Annotated in this window: 10 protein-coding genes; 2 read left to right on the top strand and 8 right to left on the bottom strand. The window is 70.1% G+C overall.

Annotated elements, in window-relative coordinates; translation table 11 throughout:
- Positions 1 to 12: 12 nt before the first annotated feature.
- The 6 genes from ACFWBT_RS11255 to ACFWBT_RS11230 all read right to left on the bottom strand — a co-directional run bounded on the left by ACFWBT_RS11255 (position 13) and on the right by ACFWBT_RS11230 (position 6,687).
- A complete protein-coding gene (locus ACFWBT_RS11255) occupies positions 13 to 954 on the bottom strand; it encodes a type II secretion system F family protein (RefSeq protein ID WP_385698247.1) in 942 nt (313 codons plus the stop codon).
- 88 nt (positions 955 to 1,042) lie between these two features.
- The gene (locus ACFWBT_RS11250) at positions 1,043 to 2,383 is read right to left on the bottom strand and encodes a CpaF family protein (RefSeq protein WP_385698245.1); all 1,341 of its coding nucleotides are present in this window, start codon (positions 2,381 to 2,383) and stop codon (positions 1,043 to 1,045) included.
- Between the two features lie 18 nt (positions 2,384 to 2,401).
- Positions 2,402 to 2,806, bottom strand: a complete 405-nt coding sequence (locus ACFWBT_RS11245) for a TadE/TadG family type IV pilus assembly protein (protein ID WP_385698309.1) — start codon at positions 2,804 to 2,806, stop codon at positions 2,402 to 2,404.
- Positions 2,807 to 3,105: 299 nt separating this feature from the next.
- Positions 3,106 to 4,722, bottom strand: a complete 1,617-nt coding sequence (locus ACFWBT_RS11240; RefSeq protein WP_385698242.1) for a CpaE family protein — start codon at positions 4,720 to 4,722, stop codon at positions 3,106 to 3,108.
- Between the two features lie 198 nt (positions 4,723 to 4,920).
- Positions 4,921 to 5,634, bottom strand: a complete 714-nt coding sequence (gene cpaB, locus ACFWBT_RS11235) for a Flp pilus assembly protein CpaB (protein WP_385698240.1) — start codon at positions 5,632 to 5,634, stop codon at positions 4,921 to 4,923.
- 171 nt (positions 5,635 to 5,805) lie between these two features.
- On the bottom strand, positions 5,806 to 6,687 hold the full coding sequence (locus ACFWBT_RS11230) for a hypothetical protein (RefSeq protein ID WP_385698238.1): 882 nt from the start codon (positions 6,685 to 6,687) through the stop codon (positions 5,806 to 5,808).
- A 376-nt stretch (positions 6,688 to 7,063) separates the two neighbouring features.
- Between ACFWBT_RS11230 and ACFWBT_RS11225 the strand changes: the two genes are divergently transcribed.
- Positions 7,064 to 8,749 (top strand): chitinase, encoded by a 1,686-nt coding sequence (locus ACFWBT_RS11225; RefSeq protein WP_385698236.1) that lies wholly within the window; start codon positions 7,064 to 7,066, stop codon positions 8,747 to 8,749.
- A 146-nt stretch (positions 8,750 to 8,895) separates the two neighbouring features.
- Here the strand turns inward: ACFWBT_RS11225 and ACFWBT_RS11220 are convergent, their stop codons facing one another.
- Positions 8,896 to 9,243, bottom strand: coding sequence for a hypothetical protein (locus ACFWBT_RS11220; protein WP_385698234.1), 348 nt, complete (start codon positions 9,241 to 9,243; stop codon positions 8,896 to 8,898).
- Positions 9,244 to 9,456: 213 nt separating this feature from the next.
- A complete protein-coding gene (locus ACFWBT_RS11215) occupies positions 9,457 to 10,773 on the bottom strand; it encodes an Nramp family divalent metal transporter (RefSeq protein ID WP_385698232.1) in 1,317 nt (438 codons plus the stop codon).
- 309 nt (positions 10,774 to 11,082) lie between these two features.
- On the opposite strand from ACFWBT_RS11215, the gene ACFWBT_RS11210 reads away from it, so the two are divergent.
- Positions 11,083 to 12,459 carry a M14 family metallopeptidase gene (locus tag ACFWBT_RS11210; RefSeq protein ID WP_385698230.1) on the top strand — a complete coding sequence of 459 codons (1,377 nt, stop codon included), beginning with the start codon at positions 11,083 to 11,085 and terminating at the stop codon, positions 12,457 to 12,459.
- Positions 12,460 to 12,511: the final 52 nt, after the last annotated feature.

Raw genomic sequence — 12,511 nt, 5'->3', positions numbered from 1 at the left:
GTGACCCCTCCCTCACACTTCGATCTTGCCGAGCCGGCGGATGACGAAGAAGCCCACGGTGTAGAGGCCGAGGGCCAGCAGGACCAGGCCCTGGCCGAGCGGGGAGCCGGTGACGCGGGCGAGGGCTCCCTCGTTCGAGGAGTTGATCAGGACCAGGGAGCCGATGCCGAGGAAGGGGACCGTGAAGGCGGTCGCGTTGACCTCGGAGAGCATGGTGCGGACCTCGCGCCGGGTCTCCTTGCGGTCCTCCAGGGTCTGGGTGAGGTTGCGCAGGGAGCTGACCACGGACCCGCCCGCCTTGTTGGCGAGCACGAGGGTGGTCACGAGGACGATCAGCTCGCGGGAGGGCAGGCGCTCGGAGAGCTCGCCGAGGGCGTCGTCGATGGTGCGGCCCAGCATCAACTGGTCGGCGACGTGGGCGAGTTCCTCGCCCGCCGGAGCCTCCAGCTCTTCCGCCGCCATGGCGAGTGCCGTACGCAGGGCCAGGCCCGCCGCCGTCGCGTTGGCCAGCAGGCGTGCCACGTCGGGGAGTTGGTTGATGAAGGCCTCGATGCGCTTCTGGCGCTGCCAGTTGAGGAACACGGCCGCGCTCCACACCCCGAGGACGGCGGCGATCGGACCGAAGAACGGGGCGAGCGTCGCGGCGGCGATCAGCCACAGGGCGACGACCACGGCGGAGACGTAGGTGAAGAACTCCCCCGCCGTGAGGTCGAGTCCGGTGGCCGACAGGCGCAGGTGGATCGCGCGGCCGAGCTGGGTGCGTCGCAGTCGGCGGTCGATGCCCGCGAAGCGGCGTACCCGGCCGGACGCCGTGCGCAGCGGGCCGGTGCCGGAGAGGCGGTCGACGAGCGCCTGCCGCTGGGCGCGGCCCGAGGCGTACGAGTGCACGCCCGCGACGGCGAGTGTGCCGCCGAGGACGGTCCCGCCGAGGGCGAGAAGGGCGGGGTCGTTCACGGCTGCCTCCCTTCGGAGGTGGGCGGCTCGGGGGCGGGCGGCTTGGAGGTGGGCGGCTCGGGGGCGGGCGGCCCTGAGGCGGGCGGCGTCATCCGATGGCCTGCCTCGTGTTGAGTGCGTCGATGGCCTCGGTGACGCCGAAGGCGGGCGGCGGCGGCTCGTTGGCGACGTACAGCTTCTCCGCGACCGAGCGCGGGAGCGGAAGGTGCTCGAAGTGGCCCCGGACGACCCGGTCGGGGCCGACCGGGCGGGGCACGAACCGGGTGACGGGGGTCACGCGGAACTGTTCGCGGCCGTGCGAGACGAGCAGCGCGATCTCGGTGACCTTGCGGGAGCCGTCGGCGTGCCGGGAGAGCTGGACGACGACCTCGACGGCGGAGTTGATCTGGTCCTTCAGCGCCTCGAAGGGGATCTGGACCTCGGACATCGAACCGAGGGTCTGCAGGCGCATGAGGGCGTCCTCGGCGGAGTTCGCGTGGACGGTGGCGAGCGAGCCGTCGTGGCCCGTCGACATCGCCTGGAGCATGTCGAGGGTCTCGCCGCCGCGGACCTCGCCGACGATGATGCGGTCGGGACGCATGCGCAGGGAGTTGCGGACCAGGTCGCGGATGGTGACCTGGCCCTTGCCCTCCACGTTCGGGGGACGGGACTCGAGGCGGATGACGTGCTCCTGCTGGAGCTGGAGTTCGGCGGAGTCCTCGATGGTGATGATGCGCTCGTGCGAGGGGATCAGCCCGGAGAGCGCGTTCAGCAGGGTGGTCTTGCCGCTGCCGGTGCCGCCGCTGACGATGACGTTGAAGCGGGCCCGGACGAAGGCCGCGAGCAGCATGAGCATCTGCTCGTCGAGGGAGCCGAGGCCGATCAGTTCCGGGAGCGTGTAGGCGCGCGGGAAGCGGCGGATGGTGAGGGTGGGGCCGGTCAGGGCCAGCGGCGGGATGATGACGTTGACGCGCTCGCCGGTGGGCAGGCGGGCGTCGACCATCGGATTGGACTCGTCGACGCGGCGGTTGACCGTCGAGACGATGCGTTCGATGGTCTGCATGAGCTGCTCGCTGGACGCGAAGCGGAGCGGCAGCTGTTCGACGCGGCCGGCCCGTTCCACGAAGATCGAGTCCGGGCCGTTGACCATGATCTCGGTGATCGAGGCGTCGGCGAGAAGCGGTTCGAGGACGCCGAGCCCCAAGGCCTCGTCGACCACCCTGCGGATCAGCTGGGAGCGCTCGGCGGTGGAGAGGACGGGGCCTTCGCGGCTGATGATGTGGCCGAGGACGCGTTCGAGACGGACCCTGCGTTCGGCCGCCGCGAGGCTGGACATCTCGGCGAGGTCGATCTCTTCGAGGAGTTTCGCCCGGTAGACGGCGACGAGGTGTCCGTCCTCACGGGCGGGTCCCCCCTCGTCGGGGGCGGCGATACGGGAACGCAGGCTCATGGTCTCGGCTCCTCCCGGTCAGTCGTCGGTGGGCATGGTGGCGTGGCGGGTCACGGTGTAGGGGCCGAGCAGGGGAATCACCCCGGGGACGGTGACCTGCACGGTGGCGGTGGTCAGATCGGACCCTGGGCCTCCCCCAGGCGTCACGCTCGGGTCGAGCCATCCGCTCACGGCCGCCTGTCCCGCCGCCGCGCCGTCGCCTCCCTGCGACTGGACCCGCGCGGCGGCCCGCGCCCCGGAACCTGCCTGGTTGACGCCGTACCCGATGAGGCCGAGCTGGATGGCCGCCATCCCGATGAGCAGCAGGATGGGCAGGAACCCGGTGAACTCCAGGATGGAGACACCCCGGTCACCCCGGGGCCGACGCACGGCCAGCAACCTGCCCGAGGGGCGGAGCGCGGTCGTGGCGCGGTGCCGGGCCATGGCGCGCAGCCCGATCGTGGCGCGGTGCCAGGCCATGCCCTGGCGACCGGTCACGGCACGGAGGAATCTCCTGGGGCCAGCCCTGTGCGCGGCGCGGCATCCGCTCGTCGAACCGGGTCGGCGCGCGGCAAGAAATTCACTCGTGGCACCGGACCGGGGCGCGGCGCGAAGCCGAGTCGTGGCATCGGACCGGCGTCCTGCGCCGAGCCCGTTCGCAGCACCGGACCGGGGCGCGGCGCGAAGCCGAGTCGTGGCCGCGGAGCCGTGCCTGGCACGGGACCCGCGCCGGAGGTACGTCCTCATCCGTCGTCCCCCTCCAATGCCGCGCCCGCGCTGCCCCGTACGTGGAACCCTGCGTCGAATCCCGGGAAGAACAGCGGGACGTCGACCTCGACGGTGGCCCTCATGACGGAGCCGGCCGGACCGCAGTCGATCTCGGCGCCGCTCCAGGCACCCGGCAGATGCTCGCTCCCCGCCGCCGCGCACGCGCCCGCGACGTCTTCGTTCACCGCGTACGCGGCGGTGGCGGCGCGTGCCGCCTCGTCCGCCGCGTTCCCGGCGAGCGAGTACGAGTAGCCGTACAGCACGCACTGCCACAGGATCGTCATGACGACGAGCAGCAGCGGGAACATCCCGGCGAATTCGAGGGTGACCGCTCCCCGGTCACCTCGTCGCCTCAGGGCGAGCGCGCCCCGGTCCGACGAGGACGCCTTACGGCGCCTGCCGCCGGCCCCACCTTCCTGGGCGACCACGAGACCCAGCTCGCCGGCCAGCGCCCACAGGGCCTGTTTGACGGTCGAGCGGGCGTCCAGGTCCTGGAGCCGTCCCGCGTCGACGACCGACTGGAGTTCCTTGAAGGCGGCGGGGACCGCGGAGCGGGCGACCTTGGTGCCGGTGACGCGTTCGACGAGGGACGGCTGGATCTCCGTACCGCGGGCGAAGCGGTTCACGACCGTCGTGGTCTCCTCCGCCTTGCGGATCTGGAGGCGGTCCCACATGCGGACCATGCGCTTGGCGGCCCGTACGGCGATGACGTCGGGGGTGACGAGGAGCAGGGCCCGGTCGGCCATCTCGACGGCCGCCGCGGTGGCCGAGTTCATCTGGGAGCCGCAGTCGACGACCACCACGTCGTGGCGGGAGCGCAGCGCGCCGAGGACCTGCCGGGCCACGCGGTCGGTGACCTCCTCGCCCCGTTCGCCCTCGGCGGGGGCGAGCAGCAGGGCGATGCCGCTGTCGTGGGTGTAGACGGCGTCCTGGAGGACGCGCGGGTTGATGTCGCTGATGGCCGCCAGGTCGGCCACCGAGCGGCGGAACTGCACATCGAGGTACGACGCCACGTCGCCGGACTGGAGGTCCAGGTCGACCAGGGCCACATTGTGGCCGGACGCCCGTGCCGCGAGGGCGAGTTGGACCGCCGTGACGGTCGCTCCGACGCCGCCCTTCGCGCCCGTCACCGTGACGACGGTGCCGCCGGGCCCCGCGTACAGCTCGGGCGCGCCGCTGTGCAGATGGCGGCGCATCCCGGCGGACCAGGCGGCGGCGGCCTGGACGCGCTCGGCGAGGGCGTCGTAGCCGAGCGGCAGACCGATGATGCCGCGGGCGCCGGAGTCCATGGCGGCGGTGAGGACGCCGGTGCTGGTGTCGGCGGTGATGAGGACGACCCCGACGGCGGGGAAGCGCATCACGAGGTCGCGGATCAGGTCCAACGCCGTTACGGGGCCTATGCGTTCATGGACCAGGACCACTTCGGGGAGCTCGTCGAGGGATTCGGCGGCGAGGCGCGCGAGGGTGTCGAGGAGCGCCGTCGAGTCGGGTACGGGCGGGGCGGGTTCGGTGTCGGCGAGCTGGCTCAGCAGGGTGGTGAGCGCGCGGGCCGAGTCGATGTCGCCGACGGCGGGAAGGATGCGGACGGTCATCGGCCCAGCCCCACTTCCACATGCCGCGGACCGGCCGCCGGGCCCGGCACCCCGCGGACGCGCCACCGGGCCGCGGACGACCGCCCCGGCGGCCCGTCCGCCTGCCGCACGCCGGGGCCTCGGTCCGGACCCGTACGCCTCGGACTCGTAAGCGACCCTCGGCACCGCCCCGTGGGCATGGACCTCATGCGCGGCCTCCTACTTGTCCTCGTCGAGGGTGTACGTACGGTCGCCGGGCGCGACGGCCGCGTCGGAGCCGCCCGCGACCAGGGCGAGCCGGACGTGTTCGGCGAACGACTCGGCGTACGCGACACGTTGGGCGTCGGCGGTGCCGAGGGCGAAGGTGATGGGGACGGCCTGGTTGGCGCTGTTGCGCCGGTCGGAGCTGGACTGGCCGGGGTCGAGGGCGGTGAGCTTGCCGACGTCGATGACGCGCGCGTTCTCGACGATCACCTTGGACTGGTCGGTGCCCTTGTCGTTCTCGGCCTTGAAGGTGGCGTAGATGTTGACCCGCGAGCCGGGGTTGATCTTGCCCGCGACACCCGTCGCCGCGTCGATCATGATGGCGATCTCCTGCTGCCCGGACGCCAGTCGGGGCCGGTCCACGATCATGTCGGCCTGCAGCAGGGAGCCCTTCTCCAGGCGGGTGACGGCGATCTTGCCGCGGATGCGGGAGAGGCTGGTGACGGCGGTGGACGGCAGCCATCGCTCGGGCATCGAGATCTTCTCGAACTGGTCGGCCGACAGCTCCTTGTAGGGCGCGATGTCGTTCTTCAGGCGGTACGCCGTGACCTCCGGGCCGACCTTGGAGTTCACGTCGCGGATCACCGAGAGGACTCCGGCGAAGGCGCCGAGGGCGCACAGGACCGAGAGGACCAGCAGGATGACGCCGCGGCGCTGGCGCGAGTTCACTGAATCTCACCTCGTGGGGCGGTACCGGGGACTGGACCGAGCTGTCTTTCCTGCCGGGGAGCCGGGGGGTGTCCCCCGGGGTGATGCAGCATGTTCCGGACAACCTCGATCTACGGCGGACGGCGGGGTCGAGCGGTCGTGCCTGGTGCTGTTCAGATGTGCCCGAGGGGCCTATGTGGCGCCGCGGGGCAGAGCGCGTACCGAAGAGGCTGCCCGGACGACGGTGGCCGGAAGCTCATGGGCGGAAGGCGGTGGCAGGGGCGCGGCACAGAACCCGCAGCGGTCACCGATGAGTTCGAGGCCGCACCAGTGGCACTCCTCCCGCCGGACGGACGAGACGAGCTGGTAGAGGACGGAGACGTCGTACAGGCCGGCGGCGAACTCGACGAGCCGTGACGTCCCCCACCAGCGGGCCGACTCCTCGGGCAGCGGGACGGTCGCGGCGCCCTGGACGCGCCAGGCGGGTGCGAGGGTCTCGGTGACCCAGTCGGAGGGCGGCTGGCCCGCGGCCCAGAGCAGCCGGGTGCCGAACTCCGGTCCTGGCAGCTCGTCCTGACCGACTCTGATCAGCTCGGGCCGCGGATTGGCGAGTACGGCGAACTGGGCGCCCGGAACCCACGACTTGGCGTGCGACTTCAGCGGGACCGGGACCCGGTCGAGCTTGGCGACGGAGCCGAGCAGGGCGCCCGCGTAGATGTAGTGGGCGAGCAGCCGGGCGGCGGAGGCGAGCACGCCGGGGCTGAAGTCGCAGACGGAGAGCTGGCGCAACTGCTGGGCCAGCAGGGCGATTCCGAGCGGTGGCAGGTCGATGCCGAGCAGCGCGATGCGGTCGCTCTCCAGGACGGAGCGGACGGTGTGCAGCCGCCGGGTGACGGCGCCCTCGGCGGAGGACGGGTAGAGGGAGATGACATACCCGTGCTGTTCGATGAGCGCGTGCATCCCGGTGAGGGAGTTCTCCAGGGTGTCGAGCGGCTGGACGACCGCCGGCGGGGTCTGCCGGTCGTGCGGCGGGAGCACCAGATCGGGACTGGTGACGGCTATCGCGGTCGGCACGCTGCACACACCCCGTTCGCTGGGGCGGGGTGGTCAACCACCGCCTCAGATCGCCCCTTTTATCGCCATGGAGCGTCACGGACGACCACGAACGGCCGCAGATCGTCACTGTGACGTCCTCTTGCATCAGCACCATATCCACGGCATGGCCCGCTCAACACCGAATCTCCGAGATCATCTCACCGAAGGTGCGGGCGTGATCAACGGAGAGTAAGCCGGGTGATGACAACTCAACCCCTCGGTAAGGGTGTTGAGAACTCCAGAGGTCTTGACAACCAGATTGGTCTGGACCAACTTGTATCCACCGGCGGTGGCCACCGTTCCGTTCCCCCTCCCCCACCTCTTCCCGGAGGACCCAGTGGACCGCGTCACCCGTATGCCCAGGCGGAGATGGGCGGGAGCCCTCGCCACCGCCGTCACCGCATCCGTCCTCTCCCTCACCGGCCTGGCCGGCCAAGCCCAGGCCGCCGACGTCAACAACGCCAAGAACGGCGGCTACGAGTCCAGCCTGAGCAACTGGACGTGTTCGGCGAGCAGTGGTGCGACCGTCTCCTCGCCGGTGCACGGCGGCTCGGCCGCGCTGAAGGGCACGCCCGCGGGGCAGGACAACGCCAAGTGCACCCAGTCCGTCGCCGTGAAGCCCAACTCGACGTACACGCTGAGCGCCTGGGTGCAGGGCGGCTACACCTACCTCGGGGCCACCGGTACGGGGACGACGGACGTGTCGACGTGGACGCCCGACTCCTCCTCCTGGAAGCAGCTGACGACCACCTTCACCACCGGTGCCTCGACGACGTCGGTGACGGTCTACACGCACGGCTGGTACGGACAGACCGCCTACTTCGCCGACGACCTCTCGGTGTTCGGCCCCGACGGCGGCGGTGGCGGCGACCCGGCCCCGACGGTCCCGGCGACCCCGGCCGGACTCTCCGTGCCCTCCACGACCTCGTCGTCCGTCTCCCTCGCCTGGAACACGGTGTCGGGCGCGACCGGCTACAACGTCTACCAGGGCGGCTCCAAGGTCCAGTCGGTGACCGGGACCTCCGCGACCGTCTCGGGTCTCGCCGCCTCCACCTCGTACTCCTTCCAGGTCACGGCGACCAACTCGGCCGGTGAGTCGGCGAAGTCGTCGGCCGTCACCGGGACGACGACCGCCTCGGGCGGCGGGGGCGGCGGAAGCGTGCCCGCGCACGCCGTGACGGGCTACTGGCAGAACTTCAACAACGGGGCGACCGTCCAGAAGATCTCCGCCGTCCAGTCGCAGTACGACATCATCGCCGTCGCCTTCGCCGACGCCACGAGCACGCCGGGCGCGGTGAGCTTCACCCTCGACTCGGCCGGGCTCGGCGGCTACACCGTCGACCAGTTCAAGGCCGACATCAAGGCCAAGCAGGCCGCGGGCAAGAAGGTCATCATCTCCATCGGCGGCCAGAACGGCACCGTCTCGGTGAGCGACTCGGCGTCGGCCACGAACTTCGCCAACTCCGTCTACTCCCTGATGCAGACGTACGGCTTCGACGGCGTCGACATCGACCTGGAGAACGGCCTCAACGCGACCTACATGTCACAGGCGCTGCGGTCCCTGTCCGCGAAGGCCGGCTCGTCCCTGGTCATCACGATGGCCCCGCAGACGATCGACATGCAGTCCACGTCGAACGCCTACTTCCAGACCGCCCTGAACATCAAGGACATCCTCACCGTCGTCAACATGCAGTACTACAACAGCGGTTCGATGCTCGGCTGCGACGGCAAGGTCTACTCGCAGGGCTCGGTCGACTTCCTGACGGCGCTCGCCTGCATCCAGCTGGAGGGCGGCCTCGCCCCGTCCCAGGTCGGCCTCGGCCTCCCCGCCTCCACCAGCGGCGCGGGCAGCGGCTACGTCTCCCCGGCGATCGTGAACAACGCCCTCGACTGCCTGACCAAGCTCACCAACTGCGGTTCCTTCAAGCCCTCCAGGACCTACCCGGCCCTGCGCGGCGCGATGACCTGGTCGACGAACTGGGACGCCTCGGCAGGCAACGCCTGGTCGAACGCGGTGGGCCCGCACGTGCACGCGCTGTAGTTCCGCCCCGGTCCCTTCCCGTTCCGCTCCGCCCTCGCCGACGGAAGGGAACGTCTCGGCCCCGGCTGCCCCGCAGCCGGGGCCGGGCCGTTCTCACCCGCGGAACTGGCCACCTCTCAACCAGTCCCGCCCCGGCGGGATCGGACTCAGGAGAACCGCTGGGGAAGTTCGCCGGCGTCCCATAGCTGGTCCAGATGCCGGAAGAATCCACCGAAGTCCTTGGCCATGGCGGCTCGCTGCTCCGACGACAGACGCTCCATCGGGTCCGTGAAGTCGAAGGTTCCGAGATCGGGTCCGGTCCAACACTTGAAGCGTCGGCAGCTGGCACACCACAGGTAACTGATCAGCGAGGGGCGCACCCTGATGTGGCTGCGATACACATAGGTACGTACGGAGGAGTTCCCGCAGGCAGGACACACCCGCTCCGACTGGTCGTCGTAGAACTTGGGCCCCGCCACCAGTTCCCTGACCTGATCCGCGTCGAACTCTCGCATGCCATCGCCCTCGGCGTCGTAGCGCCAGTGTTCTGTGGCCCCGCTCGGCTTTCTGCGCCAAGCCAGTCGTCCCTCCACGGTCCAGCCGAACCGCGTGACGCCGCCAAGGGGATCCGTGCTCTCCACGATGTGGCCGAAAACGTCGCGAACGCAGGATGACACCGCGCCTGCTGGATTGTCGCGGTGAGAACTGGCGTCTGAAGCGACCGCAGTTCAGAAGAACTCCGACCACGGCTGGTCCCAGACCTGTTTGGCGCACAGGATCAGGAACAGGACGCCCGCGATGACCAGCATGGCGTTGCTCAGGAGTCCGTTGCGCCATTCCCGGGGTGTGCGGGAGGAGTTGAGGAGGCGGAGGAGGGTCAGGGCGAGGAAGGGGAGGAAGGCCGCTCCCAGGACTCCGTAGAGGATCACCAGGCGGAACGGCTGCCCCTGGAAGAGGAGCACGATCGGCGGGAAGGTCAGCCAGAGGAGGTACGCGCGGAAGGCCCAGGACTTGTCGCGCCGCCCCGAGGCGACCTCCTCGCCCCTCGCCCGCCCGCCGCGGTAGTGCGCCACGAAGTCGGCGAACATCAGGCTCACGCCGTGCCAGACGCCGATCAGCGAGGTGAAGGACGTGGCGAAGAAGCCGATCAGGAAGAACTTCGCGGTCGCCGTGCCGTATTCGGCCGCGAGGATGTCGCTGAGCTGGATCAGGCCCTTGTCGCCGCTCGCGAGGGCCACCTGGGCGGAGTGGAGCAGTTCCGCGCCGACGAAGAGCATCGCGATCACGAAGATGCCCGTGGTGACGTAGGCGACGCGGTTGTCGAGCCGCATGACCTTCATCCAGCCGGTGTCGCTCCAGCCCTTGGCGTTGACCCAGTAGCCGTAGGCGGCGAGCGTGATGGTGCCGCCGACGCCGCCGATCAGGCCGAGTGTGTTGAGGACGGAGTCCTTCTCGTCGGGCAGGACGGGAAGCAGGCCCGCGAACGCGTCCGGCAGGTTCGGGGTGACCCGGATCGCCAGATACACCGTCACCACGAACATGACGCCGACCAGGACCGTCATGACCTTCTCGAAGACCTCGTACTTGTTGAACCATACGAAGACCAGGCCGACCAGTCCGCAGGCGATGCCCCACCATTCGAGATCCATGACGCCGGGGAACAGCGCCTGGAGCGGCAGCGCGCTCGACGACATCGCGGCGGCGCCGTAGACGAAGCCCCAGACCACCACGTACACGACGAAGAAGTACGTGGTCCACCGGCCCAGGCTCGCCCAGCCGTCGAAGAGCGTGCGCCCGGTGGACAGATGCCAGCGGCCGGCCGCCTCGGCCAGTGAGATCTTGACCAGGCAGCCGATCACGGCGGCCCAGAGGAGGGTGTAGCCGAAGCTGCTGCCCGCGATGAGGGTCGCGACGAGGTCTCCGGCTCCGACACCGGTCGCGGCCACCACGATGCCGGGCCCGATGTACTTCCAACTGGATGCGCGGGGGCGGGAGACGGTCGCTGCGGTCTCCCCTGACGCTGACTTCCCACTGGTCTCCGTCATGCGATTCAAGAAAGCGCAGAGGGCGAGGGCGGCACAAGTGCGCGTACGCCGATCGCCACGCGATCCACGCAGGGCGGTCGCAGGAGATGCCGACGCCGCGCGATCCTCGGCGGCCGTCCCGGCGGCCCGCCCCGCCCCGCCCTCACGGCCGATTTCGAGCCACCGCCCCTTCGGCACATCTTGACCTGCTCATGCCATGGGCCCACCATGAGCGCCACACCCGCACCAGGCACGTCGCCATGGACCACCCCCCGCTCCACTCCCCACATTCCGGAGATCCCGGAATTCCTGGAGAAACAAGGAGACTTCATGCGACTCCGCATACGCGGCAGCGCCCGCGGCAGCACCGACGGCAAGGGCAGAGGCGGCCGGCGCAGCGCCGCTCTCGCCGTCCTCGCGGCCCTCGCCCTCGCCGCTCCCCTCACCGCCACCACCACCGACGCCACGGCGAGCGGAGCGAAGGCCCCCGCCCCCTCGACCGACGACATCAGGCAGTACGAGATCCACCAGAGCTCGACTCCCGTGTCGCGTACGGCGATCCAGCAGTCCGGGGTCACCGTGGACGAGGCCGACGAGGAGACCGTCGTCGTCTCGGGCCGCGCGGACCAGATCAGCAAGCTGCGCCGGCAGGGCTACGACGTCTCCCTGCTGGGCTCGGCGCCCGACCGCGCCGCAGGCGCCTCCGACGTGCGCCTCTTCGACTTCCCGACGGCGGACGCGAAGTACCACAACTACGCGGAGACGAACGCGGAGATCGACCAGCGGCTCGCGGCCTACCCGAGCATCATGAGCAAGAGGGTGATCGGCAAGTCGTACCAGGGCCGGGACATCGTCGCGATCAAGGTCAGCGACAACGTCGCGACCGACGAGAGCGAACCCGAGGTCCTCCTCACCTTCCACCAGCACGCCCGCGAGCACCTCACGGTGGAGATGGCGCTGTATCTGCTGCGTGAACTCGGAGCGGGCTACGGCAACGACTCCCGCGTCACCAGCATGGTGAACAACCGCGAGATCTGGCTCGTCCCGGACCTCAACCCGGACGGAGGCGAGTACGACATCGCGAGCGGCTCCTACCGCTCGTGGCGCAAGAACCGCCAGCCCAACTCCGGTTCCTCGTACGTCGGTACGGACCTGAACCGCAACTGGAACTACAAGTGGGGCTGCTGCGGCGGCTCTTCGGGTTCCACGTCCTCGGAGACCTACCGCGGAGCGTCGGCCGAGTCGGCTCCCGAGGTGAAGGTGGTCGCCGACTTCGTCCGTGGCCGGGTCGTCGGCGGCAAGCAGCAGATCAAGGCCGGCATCGACTTCCACACCTACAGCGAGCTGGTGCTGTGGCCGTTCGGGTACACCTACTCCGACACCGCCACGGGGATGACGGCGGACGACTACAACGCCTTCAAGACCGTCGGCCAGAAGATGGCCGCCAGCAACGGCTACACGGCCGAACAGGCCAGTGACCTGTACATCACGGACGGCTCGATCGACGACTACCTCTGGGGCAGCCAGAAGATCTTCGACTACACCTTCGAGATGTATCCGTCGTCCAGCTCCGGCGGCGGCTTCTACCCGCCCGACGAGGTCATCGAGCGGGAGACGTCCAGGAACCGGGACGCGGTGCTCCAACTCCTGGAGAACGCCGACTGCATGTACCGGTCCATCGGCAAGGCGGCCCAGTACTGCGCCTAGGAGGCCGGCCTGTCGGTGACCGGGGAACCGCGCGCCCCGCGTGACCGCTGTC

It is taken from the genome of Streptomyces sp. NPDC060027, assembly GCF_042737005.1.
Lineage (GTDB): Bacteria > Actinomycetota > Actinomycetes > Streptomycetales > Streptomycetaceae > Streptomyces.
The sequence above is the reverse complement of the archived record's forward strand: the minus strand, read 5'-3'. Positions and strand labels throughout refer to the sequence as shown.

Coding starts and splice junctions, on each gene's coding strand:
- ACFWBT_RS11250 (WP_385698245.1), bottom strand. CDS start 2,383: ATGAGCCTGCGTTCCCGTATCGCCGCCCCCGACGAGGGGGGACCCGCC.
- ACFWBT_RS11245 (WP_385698309.1), bottom strand. CDS start 2,806: ATGGCCCGGCACCGCGCCACGACCGCGCTCCGCCCCTCGGGCAGGTTG.
- ACFWBT_RS11240 (WP_385698242.1), bottom strand. CDS start 4,722: ATGACCGTCCGCATCCTTCCCGCCGTCGGCGACATCGACTCGGCCCGC.
- ACFWBT_RS11225 (WP_385698236.1), top strand. CDS start 7,064: ATGCCCAGGCGGAGATGGGCGGGAGCCCTCGCCACCGCCGTCACCGCA.
- ACFWBT_RS11220 (WP_385698234.1), bottom strand. CDS start 9,243: ATGCGAGAGTTCGACGCGGATCAGGTCAGGGAACTGGTGGCGGGGCCC.
- ACFWBT_RS11215 (WP_385698232.1), bottom strand. CDS start 10,773: ATGACGGAGACCAGTGGGAAGTCAGCGTCAGGGGAGACCGCAGCGACC.
- ACFWBT_RS11210 (WP_385698230.1), top strand. CDS start 11,083: ATGCGACTCCGCATACGCGGCAGCGCCCGCGGCAGCACCGACGGCAAG.